This is a genomic window from Anabaena azotica SJ-1 (assembly GCF_047275885.1).
Lineage (GTDB): Bacteria > Cyanobacteriota > Cyanobacteriia > Cyanobacteriales > Nostocaceae > Trichormus_B > Trichormus_B azotica_A.
Genome location: NZ_CP178454.1, coordinates 5,024,249 through 5,041,449, shown reverse-complemented (window position 1 = coordinate 5,041,449; position 17,201 = coordinate 5,024,249). Strand labels below are relative to the sequence as shown.

Genomic DNA, 17,201 nt, shown 5'->3' with positions numbered 1-17,201 from the left:
TCTTGCTCTCCATATTGCTAGAGTATGTGTTTTTGAGCCTTTATCGCCCAAAAGTCTGCAAAATTCTCAGTTTGGACAAATTACAATACCTCATAATGTATGATCTTGATTTTAGCTTGAACTGACAGAAGCCTCTCACCTCCCTTCGGGTAGGTGATGAGATGAATGGCGGGTGAGTTGACGACAGTTTCCCGACCAATGCCGACAGGCGAGGGAGGGAAACATGGAGGAAATGGGATACAGCCTGTCGCCCAGATGTAAGTCGCAGTCATAGAGGACGCAAGAAATCTACTACTACGCTTTCTGCTGGACAGGAAGCCTACACTGACCGCTTGCGGCAGTGTAGGTAGTTCACTGGATAAACAAAGCAACCACTTTAAAAAACCCAGCAGCCAAGAGACAGTGCATCTGCAAAAAAAATTTCCGGTGTTTTAGCTGGGGGCTGTCATCAGAATCAAAAAATCTACTCAAATCTACTCATTTATTGAAAAACTCAAGAGTTGAACACTCAAAAAGTGTTATTATTATCAAATGTTTAGGTGATAACCAAGCTGAAAACATCTAATAGTAGGGTGAGTTACACCCGATCTTAAAGCCTGTGGACTGGATAGTGCCGACACTTCCAGAATGAAGCAGGAAGTAAACCTAGCTCAAAGTGGTCACTGATCTTGTCGAAGTGTAGATTTGAGTAGGTTTTATATAACAGTAAAACTAAATGTTAAAGTTAAAAATGATTGGTGTGAGACATTCAGTAGCTGGCTGTTATTATGGCTAATCCTCAAAACGCGAAACCAAAAATTTTAAGTTAAGTGTTTAGGGATAGAGTAAAAATGGTCATTTTATGGATGAATCAACACTCTCAACGAGTAGTAATCAATTCGGTCATGTTACCCGCACCACGTTGGCATGGGTTTTTGGAAAACTTGGTTTAGTAGTTCTGAATCTGTAGCGACAAATAAAACAACCGCATTTGGTGAGCATACAGCGGCCGATAGAGGCAAATCTGGTGCTAGTAGCGATAACATCGTTTTTAGCACTGAGCGAGATATCGACCTGTATGAACTAGAAGAACTATGTGATGCGGTTGGTTGGTCGCGTCGTCCCCTGAGAAAAGTAAAAAAAGCCATTGAACATAGTTTTCTCGTCGCGTCTATGTGGCAAGTGCGAGGAAATCAAAGAAGGTTGATAGGTTTTGCCCGTGCTACCTCAGATCATGCTTTTAATGCCACTATCTGGGATGTGGTAGTTCACCCAGACTTCCAGGGTCAAGGGATGGGTAAGGCATTAATGAAATATGTCCTCAAAAAACTCAGGAATGAGGAGATTAGCAATGTTACTCTTTTTGCTGATCCCCATGTTGTAGATTTTTACCGGACTATGGGTTTCATGCCTGACCCAGAAGGTATTAAAGGGATGTTTTGGTATCCTCAGTAATCCTGAATTTGCGAACAAAACAGGTTGCCACCATAAATTCGCTATCATGCTGAAAATGTGCTATTGTTATTTGGTTTGGCGATAAGCAGTTATCTAGCAGGATCAACTTTGTCAGGCTAAGTCAACAAAAAACTCTTATTGAGGAAGTAATTTAATTTTTTCCATGTAAGGGGTTGGCAATCTGCTTTAAGAATGATATAGTTAGAAAGATGCTTAAGCAAAACATAATTTTCGTTATGTGCTGCTAAACTATCAAAAGCAAAATAGTATTTCCGGGATGTAGCGCAGCTTGGTAGCGCGCCTGCTTTGGGAGCAGGATGCCGCAGGTTCAAATCCTGTCATCCCGATTTTTAATAAAAATAAGTCTTGTAATTTTGCCAAGATCAGAATTATGCGATTTCTATCTATAAACTGGCCATAGAAAAAATGTCAATTTTGGTTGATTTTTGAGAGTGAGATTGCGGGGAGTGTGTTGATCGCACTTGGAACGATTGATTGAGTGATAGCGTCACCCATAATTGAGAAAAAGAATAAAATAGCATTGTTCTGAATCATTAGGAGTCCCGGACATCACTCTCGGCTTGAGAAGAAATATAATAGGTCGATACAACATTTAGTAATGAATAGCAAGGTCAGATTAAAAACAATTAGATAAGTCTATAAGTTATTTATACATAAGTAGCTTGGTAGATAACTAAAACTAGTTGTTGCTGTATGAAACGCCATAAAACGCCATAAAATGCCATCATTTTCTCAGATGTCTAAGTTAATTCAATTATTGATATTGAGGTGAGGAGTAGTTATGAAATCATTGGTTCGCTGGGGCGCAATGTTAGGTTTAATAGGTAGTACGCTGCTAGGAAGTGTTACGTTTCTCGATAGTCCTGTGTTGGCGTTATCAGAACAACAAATAAAAGAAAAATTGGACTCAGTACCTGTTTATTTGATTACTAATGATAAAGGTCTGCCATTGAGTCGTACCTTGCCTGCACAAAATGGGAAACAAAGCGGCTCAGTAACAGGTGTATATATGAGTCGGCAGGAAGCTTTGGCTTTTATCAAAGAATTGCAGAAAGCTAAAACTAAAGACCCAAAACTGGAAGACATGGCAAAAAAACTGCAAGTAACTGCGGTGCCGCTGGGTGTAATTTATCAACAATTGCAACAAACAAAGGATCAAGCTAATCGACTTGTATTCGCTTTTAAACCCGTAGATCAAGAATTAAAAGGGGCTTTAGACTTGCTCCGTGCCAGCGGTCAAAAAGTAGATCAATTTAAGAGTGTACCTGTGTTTGCGGTGAGATTTGCACCAGATAAAGGATATGTCCCCATTCAATTGGGTCAAAATAAACAGCAAATGATTCCTTTATTCATGAGTAAGCAAGATGCACAAGGTTTATTAACCCAGGTGAAGCCTAAATTTCCCAAGGCGGATATTCAAGTTATTGATGTGGATGGGGTGATTAAAACTTTAAAGGATAAAGACGAGCCTTGGTTAAACCAGGTAGTTTTGGTACCTTCCCCAGAGTCAAGAGAATATATTAGGACTCTGCCTAAAAATAATAATGCGCCCAAGCCTAAATCTTTACCTTCAAAGTAGGGTTAAGCATGACAGGGCAACAGCCAGTTAGTGGTTTGGAACTTTGGCATTGGCGAAATCAAGCTATTCAGAGTGCGATCGCTCATGATATATCTCCTGTAGAAGTGGATTGGCTTTTACAGGAAATATCTGAATTAGACCGCTTGAACTTGCGTTTAGAATCTTTCAAAGCATGGGATCAAGTCCAGACCCAGATTTCTTTGGCAGAGTTAGACCAATTGTGGCAAAGGCGCTTACATGACCGCTTACCAGTACAGTATATTGCTGGTGTCACACCTTGGCGTAGGTTTAAACTCGCTGTGTCCAGTGCGGTTTTGATTCCTAGACCAGAAACGGAAATGTTGATTGATTTGGCTGTAGCCGCTGCTGAACGTAGCGGTTTACAATCAGGTCATTGGGCAGATTTGGGGACTGGTAGTGGTGCGATCGCACTCGGTTTAGCTGAGGTATTGACAAATGCAACATTTTATGCAGTTGATGTCAGTTCGGAAGCATTGGCTGTTGCTAAAACCAACGCGGAAAACTTGGGTTTTGGGGAACGGGTGAAATTTTACCAAGGTTCATGGTGGAAACCCTTAGCATCATTGCAAGGTCAGTTTAGCGGAATGGTATCAAATCCGCCTTATATTCCTAGTGATACCGTACTGACTTTACAACCGGAAGTAGTTCAACATGAACCACATCTAGCATTAGATGGTGGTATTGATGGTTTAGATTGTATTCGTGATTTAATTGCAGTTTCTCCTGCTTATTTGCGTCCAGGTGGGGTGTGGTTAATTGAAATGATGGCGGGACAAGCGGATACAGTGCGGGAATTATTGGAAAATAATGGTAATTATTGTAATATTTCCATTCATGCTGATTTAGCAGGAATTGAACGTTTTGCTGTCGCGTATATAAAAAATGTCTGATTCAGACAAAAATATAATTTAATTTATTACATCCTGAAAATCCTAAAATCCTGGAAATCCTGATTCAGACAAAAATATAATTTAATTTATTACATCCTGAAAATCCTTAAATCCTGGACATCCTGATTCAGACAAAAAGATAATTAAGGAATACCAGCTTGTTGAAAAATTTGCTCAGAAGTAATTAGCAATCCTGGAAACAGAGAATCTTCTAAACTATCATTACCCCGTTTTGTTTGCGGACGTGCATCAGGATAAAATATAGTTACAGTTTTCGCTTTAGGATCTATTACCCAAACTCTCATCACACCAGCATCAAGATAATCTGTAGCTTTGGCGCTCATTTCGCCAAAAGATTGATCAGGTGATATTATTTCAATTACTAAATCTGGAGGAATGGGACAAGCTTCATTTTCAATTACATCACTTTGAAAACGAGAATAGGAAACATATAATAAATCTGGTACAGAAACCCAATCTTTACCACGAATTTTTACAATAACTGCCCATTCTACACCAACTTCACCTTTATTTTCTGCCCATTGGGTGAGAATTAAACATAATGCAATAGTCAATCGAGAATGGAATCTTTTTGGTGACATTTTTGGTTTTGCTTCCCCGTTAACTAATTCATAAGTGATATCCTCTTCTGGAAGAGTGAGAAATTCTTGTAGTGTAAGTTGATGTTTAATAGCAATCATAGATAAATTTATAGTTGGTAATTATTAAATTATATCTGAATCAATAAGATTTTGTCAGAATCAGGATGTCCAGGATTTAAGGATTTTCAGGATGTGATTGTCAAATTTTACCTGATTAAATTAAACCAGATTCTAGTCGGTTTCAACCGACTTTAGCTTTGAGATAGGGAATTTATTCCCTGGATTATGGATTATATAAGGATGTCAGAATCAGGATATCCAGGACACCCTTCGGGAAGTCAAAACTCAAAACTCAAAACTCAAAAGTCAAAAATAAGAAATCAATTATTTTTCATTTTTCCTTGAAAGGATTTACAGGATGTTGATTGAATAAGAATGTGGTGATTTTTGAAAATGTGATTTTGTCAGAATCAGGATATCCAGGATTAAAGGATTTACAGGATGTTGATTTAATAGGAATGTGGTAATTCTGACCTTCTTGCACAAAAAGCTAAGATGGTGTAATATTAAAAGAGTGAAATTCACAAAAAAATTTTTAGATCGTTCCGCTTCGCTACACTGGGAAAGAGCAGAGGTAAAAAGAGCAAGAGTATGAAGGGCTACTAAGTCCCCCAGACCGCGCAAACAATACGAAAACCAATATCATAGCTACGGCTGTCGCGGTTGCCGTAGTAGTCGCGATACGCGGAACGGCAGTTTCTAGGATAGTTGATCCAAGAACCACCCCGCAGCACAAAATTTTTGCTTTGACTAATCCAAGCACTGCCGTCTGTAGGCGCATTTATATAATTTTTATGCCAGTCATCTGCACACCATTCCCAGAGATTACCGTGCATATCGTATAAACCAAAAGCATTAGGAGGGAAAGACCCTACTGCTGTAGTTTTTTCTCGATACGTTCCTTTAGGTTCATCTGCAAATGTGGAACTAGCTTGATAATTGGCTAATTTACTGGTAATGGTCTCACCAAAATGAAATGGCGTTGTAGTTCCAGCCCGACAAGCATATTCCCACTCCGTTTCACTGGGTAGTCGATATTGCTTGCCTGTTGCTTTGGATATTCTAGCACAAAATTCCACCGCATCATCCCAAGAAACTTGTTCTACAGGTAAATTATCACCTTTAGAGCTAGATGGATTTGATTTTAAATTATCTTTAATTTTCGGTAACGCCGCTACAACTCGCCATTGCGCCTGAGTTACTTGATATTTACCCATAAAAAACGGGGGAACAGTCACCTTATGCTGTGGTTTTTCATTATCACGACCTTCTCCTTCTGGTGAACCCATCATAAATTTACCACCAGGGATAGCTACCATATCCAAAGTGACACCGTTTCCTAAGTCTTCCACAAAGTATGTTGCTTGTTTCGGTTCTGTTTTAATAATTTTCCCCCGTCGGTTAACTGTCACGACTTGAAAATTAAAAGTCGATAGTTCACCACTAGCTAACATTAATAATGGCTGTAACCCTGCTTTTATTAATGGGTCAATTTCAGCATAACTTTCTAGAACTGAAGCGAATTTCATTAACTCTGTTGAGTTTTTGTTTTTAATTTCTTGAATTTTGTTTGTAATTTCTTGAATAGCATCCTCTGGTTTAATATAAGCTAAAGCAGTCCAGTGAGGTGCTGCACCCAAATCTTCATCAGCACGATAATTAATTTTTAATTGCTGACGAATATACGCCACCATAAAGTCAGACAATTTATATAATTCTTCTGGTTGTAAATAATAAAGTAACTCGTTTCTCACATCTGGGGACATTTTATATAATTGAAACCCCACAGATTCACATAAAAACAATAAAATATCTGATACCGCTATCCAAGGAGAATCAGGATCAAAGTTTTCTCGTAAACAATATAATAATTCTGGTGTTAATGCTAAGGGAAAAGCAGCATGAAGCAGTAACTTCTGATGTGTGGGGTAGCGTTTCAGGAATGATTGTAAATGGGGATGTTTAAAGGTAGTAGTTGGGGAATTGTTCATATTTTTAGTCATATAAATAATATTTTATCGTACATTTCTCGTTCCCATACTCTGTATGGAAATGAATGATTGAAGGCTCTGCCTTCTGATGTAAACTAGAGTCAGAGACTCTATATAGCATTCCCAGTCTGAGACTGGGAACGAGTTGACACCCTACACCTTTCTTACCTCCTCCTTACCGCAGCAACTAAACCAGAATTATCCAACTCATACATTTTCACCAATTGAGAAATACCCTGTGCGGAAGTACCTTTCCAGCGTGTTTCCGGTATGGGGTTCAACCACGCAACCTGACGCACACAACCATTCAAGTCTTGTAAAAAATTCCATGTTAATTCTATTCTCTCATAATTCACACCACCCCGCGCCGCACCACCATCACTAATAATTAAAACCACTGTTCTTTGTTTATGTAATTTCGCTAAAACCTCTGATGTTAGTTGACCTCCTGGACGTTGGGGATGAAAAAATAAATATTCTCCTGGACAATTTCTAAAATAATAAACTTCCGATTTACCTAACTTGCTTCCTTGTAAGTTATCCACCAACTGTTGCGAAAGCAAGAAAAAAGGAATCATGGAATTAGAAGCATCTATTAATAATAACACTTCGGCTCTATTAATGCGTTGTGGTATGATTACAGGTTCTAGTAAAAACCCATCTTCACCAATTTTTTGAACTGTCGCTTCGACATCTATTTCTGTTAATGTTCCTTGTCTTATGGGAAGACGTAAATAACGCCAACTGCGTTGTATTTTGCGTCCTGTAACGGGAAAATCTGTAATTGATAATTGAAATTTAGCATTTTGATTAAATGGTTTTTTTGGTAGAAGTCCACCTTTTAAAGCAATTGGTGTTTGTAAAAAAGAGGGTAAATTAGATTTCTGAGTTTCAGATTTCTGAGTTTCAGATTTCTGAGTTTCAGATTTTGAAGGTTCAGATTTTGGAGGTTCAGATTTTGGAGTTTCAGGGTTTAAATATTCTGCTATTTCTTGATTTTCTGCATCTAATTTAGCAAAATAATCATCAAAGTATTTATTAAAATTCTTAGCTGTTTCTGAATTAGATTTAGACTTTATCCATAGCATTTGACAGAGTGTTTTTAATTGTTCTTGACTGCTTAAACCAAATCCTTTATCTAATGCTGATAATAATAATTCATATTGGTCAGGAGTTAGGAGAAAATCTCCTGTATCTCGCAGGTACAAGAATAAATCAAATAAAGGTGGTTTTTGATTATTCACCGCGATTTACCCCAGGTTGTTTTTTGACTACTTGCTGCGTATAATACTCTTGGTCTTCTTTACTTTTTAGTAAAACTCCTAATAAATGCGGATGTTTTTCAAGATTTTTGATTAAAGCTAATGCTTCTTTTTGAGAAGAACGTTTTAACCAAAGTATGAAATCTAATAATTCACTGGTACTTGGTTTTTTACCATCTTTTCTGCGAGTTCCTTGGTCACGAACTTCAATGAATTTTTCAACTGCTTTTTCAACTATTCCATCTTTATCATTTAAAGGTTTACCCAAATGACCATTAACAATTTCAATTAATTTTTCTGGCTTGGGAAATTCTATATAATAATAAATACATCTTCTTAAAAACGCATCTGGTAATTCTTTTTCATCGTTGCTAGTAATAATGATAATTGGCTTTTGGTTAGCTTCAGCTTCAATAGGTTTACCAATTTCTGTAATATCAAATTGTGATTCTTCCAATACTTCTAACAAATCATTAGGAAAATCAATATCGGCTTTATCAATTTCATCAATTAACACTATGGGACGATATTCTGTTTTTTGAAAAGCCTTACCTAAAGCACCATATTTAATGTATGCTTTATGTTCAGGATCATTAACTCTTTCAGAAATTTTATTCAGTTCAGTTTCATTTAAACCTGTTCTACCAACTAACTGAGCATCCCGCAGTCTTCCCAGAGTATCATAAGTATATAATCCTTCTTTTGCGCGGGTAGTAGATTTAATTGACCAAGAGAAATAAGGGTATTCTTCAATATTTAAACGTTGTTTAAATTCGTAAGCAATGGCTTTTGCTAATAAGGTTTTACCACAACCGGGTTCACCTTGTAATAGCAGGGGACGTTCTAAAGCTATTGATAAATTGACGGCTTGAATTAAGTTATCATCTGGGTAATAAGGATATTCTTTTTTGGTTCTGTCTGGTTGAGGTTGGTATTCTTCCGAACCTGTGTATTTGTGGTCAAAAGGTTGGTTGTTCATAGTGGTAGGGTTTTTTCAAAATGTTGCCATGTCAAAGAAAGATTATCACTTGTGGTAAATTGTCCACAAATTTGATCTAATACATCTTCTGGTGTTTTGTTGTCATCATTATTACATTGAACGAGTAATGCAATAAATTTTTCAAGATTCATATCACTTAAAACAGGATTAAAAAGAGTATTCTTATTTTTTACCCATAGTCCTATTTCTGATTCTTTAAATCTTAATAACTCAGTCAGCTTAACAGGAACATGAACTTTATTTATATCAAAACTATTTAGTAATTCAATTTCTAATTTTTCTGAACACCCTTCTCTATCTATTAAAAACAATATTAAAGGATATTTGGAATAAGATTTGTCAGAGATTGCTTTTTTAGCTAAAGGTTGCCAAAATTGAGATATTAATGTTTGTAAATAATTACCACGAACTTTATATTCATTAACATTATCAAAGCAAAGTATCACAGGTTCTTTTTCCCAGCGTTCATATATGGCTGTAATAACATCTTCAGGGGAACTAGATGTGCTGCAAAATTTACGCTTTAGCGTTTCCCAAACTCCATTAATTTCATTACGATATTGTTTCAGACAAATTGGGAATTTCTCTCCTATACTCCAATAAGGAAGATTAAAAATGAGTCTATTAACTAGCCAGCGTTGTCCGTATTTGTCTTTTCCATGTATCAGAAATGCACCGATGGATTGATTAAAGTTTTCACATAAAAAATCCTTGAATTCTCTTATTTGTGCTTCATAGTTCAAGTCTTTTAAATCTACTTGTAGCTTTGTTAAATCAGATTTGTCAATTTGATGGCTATCTTTGTTGTTGTTTTCTTTACTTTCTTGATAAAATCCTTTTAAAATTTCTAGTAATAATCTACTTTTATTTTTTCCGTAATCTTTATTTTTAAGTTGATCACAGCTTTCAGGATATTTATTGTTGACTTCCTGTATTCTAGTAATATGACTAAACATATTACTTTTAACTGTACTGATTTTTTGTGGAAAATCTTCGGGTAATTCTAGTTTATTCTCTGGAGTAATAGTACCATTACAACCGTTTTTATACATACTTTTAATTAAAACTTGATAATTACTATATCCTGCTAAATATGTATCACAAAAATCATTTAAAAATAACTGCCATTCATTTTCCATTGTTTACAATAAAGTCTAATAATCTAAATTACATTTCGCAAAATACTAAGAATTTTACATTTTAAGGAGGAAGTTGGGATCATCCTGGGAGAAAGTCAGGAGAAAGTTGGAATTAAGAGGGATAAAACATATAGTTAATTTAATTTTTAGTGGATAAAAATAGGAGAAAATTAGGAGAATATAGGGGATTTCAAATTATAAAAGAACTGTCAAACTAAAAACTGTAAATCAAATTCTCGTTTCAGAGGAATCTATGCGTATCAAATTAGAAGTAAATGAATCCTTGGTAAAAATGTATTGTGAAATCCCAACTCAAGATTTGGAAAAATACAGAAAGTGGTTTATCTGGTGTATAACCGTCAGCTTACCTGTGCTGGTATCTTACAGTACAGCCACAAGATTCCTACCTCCTGAGATACTTTCCTTACCTCCTAGTCAGGAAAATAACAAACCAGTAAAATTGCCTTAGTGATGATTTTAGCATCCTGGTGATTAATAATCACAGTTATACAGACAAAACCCGTCTACACGGGTTTCTGTTAAAAATAGATAAGTAGTGTTCTGAGATTTTATGAATGTTTCTTTAGAAGTCTTGCTAAACTCTGCAAAAGCTGGAAAATTAATCAGCTTCCCTACAGATACGGTTCCCGCACTGGCTACCATACCGGAACAAGCAGAATTGATTTATGCTGCTAAACAACGCAGTTTAGATAAACCATTAATCTTAATGGCTGCTAAAGCTGAAGATTTATGGGACTATGTTCAAGGCAGTGAAATTGAATATGAAATTTGGCAAGAAGTAGTTAATAAATATTGGCCTGGTGCTTTGACTTTGGTTTTACCAGCTAGTGATAAAGTTCCTAAAGTCATGAATCCTGCTGACCCTACAACCATTGGAATTAGAGTACCAAATCATGCAGTTGCTCAAACTATTTTGGCACAAACCGGACCGATGGCGACAACTAGTGTCAATTTATCAGGACAACCTGCTTTACAAACTCTTGCAGAAATAGAAACGCACTTTCCTGAAGTTCTGACTTTAACATCTACAGAATATCAAGGTTTAGGTATACCTTCTACAGTTGCTAAATGGATGGGGAATGATTGGCAAATTTTGCGTCAAGGTGTGATTAAAATAATGCCTAATTAAGTAATTTAACTGAGACTTAGACCCCTACAACACTAGCTGATTTAAGCTGATTTTAGAGGTGGGGGATTTAAACCACCAGAATTTGTTAAAAATTAAAAATTAAATCTTAAAAATTAAGTATGATCAAAAAATGACAAGATATCATTGAGTATCAACCATCAAACTTTTTATGACAACTTTAAACGATTGGTCATATTTAGCGGCAGGAATAGCAGTGGGGAGTAGTTTAACTTGGTTTTTGAGAAAATCATCACCAACTTCATCTGATTTAGCTTCAGTATCTTCACAGACGGAGAATTTATTACAAGATAATTTATTACAACAGGTAAAAAATACAGAACTGGCTTACTATCAAGCTAAAGAGATGAGCCAGTTTAAAGCCGGTTTTTTGGCGCGGATTACCCATGAATTGCGATCGCCTCTCAATGGTCTGATTGGATTACACCAGTTAATTTTGAACGATTTGTGCGAAGATCCAGCCGAAGAAAGGGAGTTTGTAGCTCAAGCCTATGAGCGATCGCTCAAATTACTTAAAATGATTGATGAAATTCTTAGTGTCGCTAGAACAGAACAAGGCACAAACAAATTAGAAATTCATCCTATACAGTTAACCCAAGTTTTACAAGAAATTCATCAATTAACTTATATCCTGGCAGCAAATCGTAATTATTCTTTTACCGTATCATTCCCAGAACCAGAAATTTACGTTTTAGCGGACTATCGGTGGCTACGTCAAATACTAATTAATTTAGTAGATACTACCTTTTTACAAATGGAAGAAGGCAGTATTTATCTTTCTGCTAGTACCTCAGCTACAAATAATTGTGTTTATATCTGGCTTGATGTCCCAAGTCATGCTGTAATCTGTAGTGAACCGATAGATTTGATAGAATTTGAAAAAAAATTAAATCAAGAAAATACTGATATGTCATCAGGAATGAAGCTATTACTTAATCAAAAATTACTAGAAGTGATGGAAGGAAAACTAGAAATTATTCCCTCTCCCATCACTAAAGAAGTAACACAGGATTGGACGAGATTACAAATATCTATGCCCCTAGCAATCCCTGAAGCTGAACATCACCAGATGGAAGAGAATCTAGATGAGATTGATTGTATAGCACCATTGTAGTTGTACTATTAGTTTGAAACCCGATCTTTTTGTAAAATGCATGTTGGTAAGTAGTCATCAGGTAAACTCGCTCTACCTGCATTCGTGGATGACTCAAAACGGTTTCTACTAATTTAATTCCTAGTCCATTACCTTGATACTCTGGGTGAATGACTACATCCCAAATTGTGGCGCGATAAATACCATCAGAATTAGCTCTAGCAAAGCCAATTAAACGCTCTCTATCCCAAACAGAAATCACTGGTTCACTATTAGCAATAGCTATGCTTAAATCCTCAATGCTACGTCCTTTTGCCCAGAAAGCGGCGATATTAAATAGGTTCTGAAGTTGGTAAAGATCAATTTCTGCATGGCGATCGCTAAAATGAATTTGAGAATTTTTCATGTATAGACACCCAAGTTTGGTAGTATCTTCGCTTCTGTTATGGCATATTTTGAGGGAAAATACTCCAACTGTACATATATATGCAACTAAACAATTCAAAATTCAAAATAGAGCCTACAGCACACTGCGTGTTAACTTTCACCTAGTGTGTCCTAGACAGGGAGCATCCAAAATGTGCAAAAATAAAGACCAATTGAATACTTATCATTAAGACAGCAGAGGGAAAAAGAATTTTTGGATTTCTGCACAAACCAGTTATATCGCCAGTGATTAGGCGGACATGATATGATTTAGCATAACAAGTACGGTAGAACCAAAGTTTTTTAATTTTTAATGCTTGTGTTGATAACGACTAAAACCAGGTCCATAAGTTGCTAAAAGATTTTGCGGTGAAAGGGCAATTTCTGGATGACCCGTACATACTACAGTTTGATTAAGACAGAGGACGCGATCGCAATGACGATTTACCATATCAATATCATGGGAAACCTGTAAAACAGTCCAGCCTTCTTCTCGTTTTAACTCATTTAGTAAAGCATAAAAATCAGCCGCACCTTGCACATCTACACCAGCAAAAGCTTCATCCAATACCAACAATTTGCGTCGTGTTACCAAACAATAAGCCAATAACACCCGCTTGAGTTGACCACCACTAAGAGTCCCAATAGCCTGATTTCTTAAACGATATATATCTGTTCTGTGTAAAGCTGCTTGAACTGCTACGGTTTTTTCTCTATGATTTTGCCAACACTGGGGAAAAAATATATGTTTATTCTTACCTTTTATCTGTTTTCTGTCACCTGTCACCTGTTCCCTGTCACCTATTCCCAGTCCTACTAACTCAGTCACAGAAATAGGAAAACTACGATCAAAAATAAAATTTTGTGGCATATAGCCCAAAAAATGTCGTAAATTTCCTAACTTGGAAATAGGACGACCAAAAATTTCTATTGTCCCAGAACGTCGAGGAATCAAATCTAATATAGCTTTAACTAAGGTACTTTTACCAGCCCCATTTGGTCCGACTATCGCTGTATCTGTTCCAGGAAATAATTCAAAGGAAACATCCCGTACAGCTAGGAAGTTTCCCTGATAGACAGTTAATCCCTCTACTTTTAATATTGGCAATGTCATTGCTTGCTGGTCTTCAGTCATTCGATTTTGGATTTTGGATTTTGGATTGATGTTACGGATAAATCAGAGTTATTTTACTATCAAGTAAATAACGGTCAAAATTAAACATTACGTTTACGTAGCCTGCTGGAGGCACTATTATAAATTACTTACATCCTGTTGCCAAATTCTTTAAATTATCCTTCATAGCCTGAAAATAATACTGGGGGGTTTTTTCACCATTTTCTAAAGAATTTAGAGGATATACAGTTAACTGCAAATCTTGTGCAAGGCTGGTGAGTAATTTGTTATCTATTCCTGGTTCACTAAATAAGGCTTTAACTTTGTACTTTTTCACTGCATTAATCGCATTCTGCACATCCGCTGGTGAAAGTTGATCTTCAGGAATTTCTACAACTGCCATTTGTTTGAGATTATAGCGTTTGGCCATGTAGGGAAACGCATCATGAAAAGTAATAAATGTACAATTAGGAGTCTTTTGTAAAGTCTGCTGAAATTCATTGTTTAACTTGTCTAATTCCTGAATATAAGCCGCAGCATTAGATTCATAGGTTGTTTTATTTGCTGGATCAGCAGTTATTAAACCATCCCGAATATTGATGACTTGCTGTTTAGCAAAAACTGGATCTAACCAAATATGAGGATTTCCCGCTGCGTGTTCATGTTTGTGGTCATGGTCGTGGTCTTTGTCTTTTGTTTCCTCCACGGGAGAAATATCATTTATCACTTTAATACTTTTACTGGCATCAATTTCTACTAATTTAGAATTTTGGGCATTTTTAACTGTTCCTGTGAGAAATGCCTCTAAACCTAAGCCATTTTTTACCAAAACATTAGCTGTTGCGATCGCTTTTACATTATCTGGTGTTGCCTGATAATCATGTATATCCGTACCTGGCGGCACTAAAATTTCTACATCTGCTACATCTCCAGTTACGGCTTTTGTAAACAAATATACTGGTAAAAATGTTGTCACTACTTTGATTTTACTGGACTTTACCGCTGGTGTGTTTTCCGTAATTATTTCTGTTTTGTTGTTAGATTCATTACAGCCCAAAATGCCCGTTGACAATAATAGCAGCGTCATTAAACCCAGGATATTACTTCTTTTTTTGATGATTGTGAATTTTAAATAATTTCCAAACACTGATTCTTCCCTCCTTAATAATACTTAATTTTTATGTATCAAAGTTTTGATTGACAACAAGCCGTATATTACACATAATATAATAATTATCATTATCACGCAACATTAGCAATAATATCATGCAATTTTGTCAAAATTTTACTGTGTCTGTAATGACAACAAAGTTTTTTCAGTGCATAATAATTTTTTTGATGTTGTTTTCGAGATTTATCAATTCATCACGATTTGTTGACCTACTGGTAAAAAAAACAGCTTATTATTGTTATCATCTTAAGAATATTTTTTGGTAGTTGTACCCTGCTATATGTGTGGTACAAGTGCCAATTGTAAACAGGTGTGAGGAAACGAAACAATGCAAAAATTCTGGGCATATTTATTAGCAAGTCCGGCAATTTGCGGTGCGATGCTTTCTATAGCGACAGGTGCATCAGCCGGGGAAGTACCAACGACAACGGAAACTAGTGAACCAGTTGGGGTTACTAATCTAACACCACAAGTTGATAAAGTTAATCAACAAGAATTGATATCACAAGTAACATCAGTATCTCAGTTATCAGATGTACAACCCACAGATTGGGCGTTCCAAGCTTTGCAATCTTTAGTAGAACGTTACGGTTGTATTGCTGGCTATCCCAACGGTACTTATCGTGGTAATCGTGCCATGACCAGGTATGAATTTGCAGCTGGATTGAATGCTTGTTTAGATCGAGTTAACGAATTAATTGCCACTGCTACAGCTGATCTAGTCACAAAACAAGATTTAGCTACACTGCAAAAACTACGAGAAGAATTTGCTGCTGAACTTGCAACCTTACGAGGTCGTGTAGATGCGTTGGAAGCTAGGGCTGCTGAGTTAGAGGCAAATCAATTTTCTACCACCAGCAAACTGCAAGGGCAAGTAGTCGCCGTCTTTAGTGATGTTTTAGCTGGTAACAATGGTGACAATAAAAATACAACGCTAGGCGCACGGGCGCGGATTGAATTTGTATCCAGCTTTACTGGTCAAGATACGCTGTTTACTAGAATTGAGAGTAATAATATCAACAGCCCTATTAGCAGTCCACAACAGGGTAATTTGTTTTTTGCTGGTAGTAGTGGTACTACCGATGCTTTCTTAGGTACACTGTGGTACAAATTCCCAGTAGGTAAAAAAACACAGGCAATAGCTATTGCTACTGGCGGTGCAGCGGATGACCTAACCAGCACAGTTAATATTTTTGATGGTGATGGTGCATTTGGGGCTTTGTCTACCTTTGGTACACGCAACCCTATCTATAACCAAATTGGTGGTGCAGGTTTAGGAGTGACTCACCAATTTAGCAATAAAGTGGGATTAAGTTTAGGATATTTAGCATCTTCTGCTAATGACCCTGCCTCTAAGAGTGGTTTGTTTGATGGCGCTTATGGTGCTTTGGCACAGTTGACCGTCAAACCAAGCGATCGCATTGCCCTTGGTTTAACCTATATCAATTCCTACAACCAACCAATACTCACAGGTAGCGAAGCGGCAACTTCTGATATTACCAGTGAAGCATTTTCTAGTAATTCTTACGGGCTTCAAGCATCCATAGGCATCAGTGAAAAATTTGTCTTGGGTGGTTGGGCCGGATATACCCGGAGTCAAGTTTTAACAGGAGACACAGGAGATGTAGACATTTGGAACTATGCCGTTACCCTTGGTTTTCCAGACTTGGGCAAAAAAGGTAACTTAGCTGGTATTATCCTGGGCATGGAACCGAAAGTTACGAGTTCTAGCACCTCAGCGGTGTCTGAAGACTTAGACACCTCATATCACATTGAGGCATTTTATCAATATAAAATTAGTGACAATATCACCATTACCCCTGGTGTGATTTGGATAACAGCACCAGACCATAATGATACTAATGATGACGTGGTAATTGGTGCTTTGAGAACCACATTCAGTTTTTAAGAGTAGGTGACAGGTGACAGGTGACAGGTGACAGGGAACAGGGGAGATGGGGGAGATGGGGGAGATGGGGAGCAGAGGGCGCAGGAAGAAAGATTAATTCCTTCTTTCTTTTTTCTTCATCCTGAACTCCTGACTCCTGACTCCTGACTCCTGAACTCCTGAACTCCTGACTCCTGACTCCTGACTCCTGACTCCTGAACTCCTGAACTCCTGACTCCTGAACTCCTGAACTCCTGACTCCTGACTCCTGACTCCTTGAAATTCTTTTAAACTCATCTTGTTAAGTAAAAGACCAGCCCTCCCACAGGCTGGTCTAAATGT

Annotated in this window: 14 protein-coding genes and 1 tRNA gene; 7 read left to right on the top strand and 8 right to left on the bottom strand. The window is 36.9% G+C overall.

Translation table 11 applies throughout. The annotated features are described in order from the left end of the window. Positions 1-906: 906 nt before the first annotated feature. From ACLLO5_RS21830 to prmC, 4 genes are all read left to right on the top strand, one after another. On the top strand, positions 907-1,434 hold the full coding sequence (locus tag ACLLO5_RS21830) for a GNAT family N-acetyltransferase (protein ID WP_413172592.1): 528 nt from the start codon (positions 907-909) through the stop codon (positions 1,432-1,434). A gap of 273 nt (positions 1,435-1,707) precedes the next feature. Beyond that, positions 1,708-1,781 (top strand) — tRNA-Pro (locus ACLLO5_RS21825). Positions 1,782-2,236: 455 nt separating this feature from the next. Then, the gene (locus ACLLO5_RS21820) at positions 2,237-3,034 is read left to right on the top strand and encodes a Tic22 family protein (protein ID WP_413172591.1); all 798 of its coding nucleotides are present in this window, start codon (positions 2,237-2,239) and stop codon (positions 3,032-3,034) included. Positions 3,035-3,042: 8 nt separating this feature from the next. Then, positions 3,043-3,945 (top strand): peptide chain release factor N(5)-glutamine methyltransferase, encoded by a 903-nt coding sequence (gene prmC, locus ACLLO5_RS21815; protein ID WP_413172589.1) that lies wholly within the window; start codon positions 3,043-3,045, stop codon positions 3,943-3,945. Positions 3,946-4,088: 143 nt separating this feature from the next. On the opposite strand, the gene ACLLO5_RS21810 is transcribed toward prmC, so the two are convergent. The 5 genes from ACLLO5_RS21810 to ACLLO5_RS21790 all read right to left on the bottom strand — a co-directional run bounded on the left by ACLLO5_RS21810 (position 4,089) and on the right by ACLLO5_RS21790 (position 9,999). Next, a complete protein-coding gene (locus tag ACLLO5_RS21810) occupies positions 4,089-4,646 on the bottom strand; it encodes a Uma2 family endonuclease (RefSeq protein ID WP_413172588.1) in 558 nt (185 codons plus the stop codon). A 563-nt stretch (positions 4,647-5,209) separates the two neighbouring features. Further along, positions 5,210-6,610 carry a formylglycine-generating enzyme family protein gene (locus ACLLO5_RS21805; protein WP_413172587.1) on the bottom strand — a complete coding sequence of 467 codons (1,401 nt, stop codon included), beginning with the start codon at positions 6,608-6,610 and terminating at the stop codon, positions 5,210-5,212. Positions 6,611-6,762: 152 nt separating this feature from the next. Then, positions 6,763-7,842 carry a hypothetical protein gene (locus tag ACLLO5_RS21800; protein WP_413172586.1) on the bottom strand — a complete coding sequence of 360 codons (1,080 nt, stop codon included), beginning with the start codon at positions 7,840-7,842 and terminating at the stop codon, positions 6,763-6,765. Beyond that, positions 7,835-8,839, bottom strand: coding sequence for an AAA family ATPase (locus ACLLO5_RS21795; protein WP_413172585.1), 1,005 nt, complete (start codon positions 8,837-8,839; stop codon positions 7,835-7,837). The genes ACLLO5_RS21800 and ACLLO5_RS21795 overlap by 8 nt, the downstream gene beginning before the upstream one ends. Then, positions 8,836-9,999 (bottom strand): hypothetical protein, encoded by a 1,164-nt coding sequence (locus ACLLO5_RS21790; RefSeq protein ID WP_413172583.1) that lies wholly within the window; start codon positions 9,997-9,999, stop codon positions 8,836-8,838. The genes ACLLO5_RS21795 and ACLLO5_RS21790 overlap by 4 nt, the downstream gene beginning before the upstream one ends. A gap of 571 nt (positions 10,000-10,570) precedes the next feature. On the opposite strand from ACLLO5_RS21790, the gene ACLLO5_RS21785 reads away from it, so the two are divergent. Both ACLLO5_RS21785 and ACLLO5_RS21780 read left to right on the top strand, forming a co-directional pair. Beyond that, positions 10,571-11,149: an L-threonylcarbamoyladenylate synthase gene (locus tag ACLLO5_RS21785; RefSeq protein ID WP_413172582.1), complete on the top strand. Its 579-nt coding sequence runs from the start codon at positions 10,571-10,573 to the stop codon at positions 11,147-11,149. 169 nt (positions 11,150-11,318) lie between these two features. Further along, positions 11,319-12,281: a sensor histidine kinase gene (locus ACLLO5_RS21780; protein ID WP_413172581.1), complete on the top strand. Its 963-nt coding sequence runs from the start codon at positions 11,319-11,321 to the stop codon at positions 12,279-12,281. On the opposite strand, the gene ACLLO5_RS21775 is transcribed toward ACLLO5_RS21780, so the two are convergent. The 3 genes from ACLLO5_RS21775 to ACLLO5_RS21765 form a co-directional block, all read right to left on the bottom strand. Further along, positions 12,199-12,666, bottom strand: coding sequence for a GNAT family N-acetyltransferase (locus ACLLO5_RS21775; RefSeq protein ID WP_413172580.1), 468 nt, complete (start codon positions 12,664-12,666; stop codon positions 12,199-12,201). The genes ACLLO5_RS21780 and ACLLO5_RS21775 overlap by 83 nt on opposite strands. Positions 12,667-12,996: 330 nt before the next feature. Beyond that, positions 12,997-13,800, bottom strand: a complete 804-nt coding sequence (locus ACLLO5_RS21770) for a metal ABC transporter ATP-binding protein (protein ID WP_413176157.1) — start codon at positions 13,798-13,800, stop codon at positions 12,997-12,999. A gap of 145 nt (positions 13,801-13,945) precedes the next feature. Continuing rightward, entirely contained in the window at positions 13,946-14,887 is a 942-nt protein-coding gene (locus ACLLO5_RS21765; protein WP_413172579.1) for a metal ABC transporter solute-binding protein, Zn/Mn family, read from the bottom strand. Positions 14,888-15,299: 412 nt separating this feature from the next. On the opposite strand from ACLLO5_RS21765, the gene ACLLO5_RS21760 reads away from it, so the two are divergent. Then, positions 15,300-16,880 (top strand): iron uptake porin, encoded by a 1,581-nt coding sequence (locus ACLLO5_RS21760; protein WP_413172578.1) that lies wholly within the window; start codon positions 15,300-15,302, stop codon positions 16,878-16,880. Positions 16,881-17,201: the final 321 nt, after the last annotated feature.